The 813-nt window shown below is 63.5% G+C and carries 1 protein-coding gene; it reads left to right on the top strand.

The annotated features are described in order from the left end of the window. On the top strand, positions 1-724 hold a 724-nt coding region (locus EN964_RS36000; RefSeq protein ID WP_164776526.1), incomplete at its 5' end, for an SMP-30/gluconolactonase/LRE family protein. Positions 725-813: the final 89 nt, after the last annotated feature.

The raw sequence follows: 813 nt of genomic DNA, 5'->3' as shown, positions 1-813 counted from the left end.
TTCGTGGACCTCGATCGTCGACGATGCGCGTTTGCGTGACCCCAATGACTGCGACATCGCACCCGACGGGCGCATCTATTTCACCGACTCGACCAAGCGTTACGACGCACATGACTGGGCGCTGGATTCGATCGAGAACCGCGCCACCGGCCGGCTGCTGGTCTACGATCCGAAGGATGGTTCGACAAAGACGCTGCTCGACGGTTACCGCTACACCAACGGTGTGTGCATGGCGCATGACGGCAAGTCGCTGTTCTTCGCCGAAAGCTGGGCCTGCCGCGTGCATCGCTACTGGCTGGAAGGGCCGAAGGCCGGCACCGCCGAATGCGTCATCCGCGACATGCCGGGCTATCCCGACAACATCAACCGCGCCTCCGATGGCAATTACTGGATGGCGTGGCTCGGCATGCGCACGCCGAGCTTCGACCTGTCGCTGCGCCATCCCGACATGCGCAAGCGCATGACGCGCCGCCTGCCGCAGGATGAATGGCTGTTCCCCAACATCAACACCGGCGGCGTGGTCAAGTTCAACGAGAAGGGCGGCATTGTCGAGGCGATGGGCGACCTCACCGGTGGCGCGCACCCGATGGTCACCTCGATGCGCGAGCACAAGGGATATCTGTTCGTCGGCGGCATCCTCAACAACCGCATCGGCCGCTACAAGATCGCAGGCGCCGACCCGAACTGGACCAGTCCCGCTTCCTATTGGGGAGCAAAGCCATGATCCTCGATCCGGTGCTTGGCCTGTTTCGCGGCAAGGCGGTCACCATCCCGCCGCTCGACGGCGCTTTTCGCCCCAATACGCGGCTGGAT

It is taken from the genome of Mesorhizobium sp. M7A.F.Ca.CA.001.10.2.1 (genome assembly GCF_003998575.1).
Classification (GTDB): domain Bacteria; phylum Pseudomonadota; class Alphaproteobacteria; order Rhizobiales; family Rhizobiaceae; genus Mesorhizobium.
This window is presented reverse-complemented; position numbering and strand designations above follow the sequence as displayed.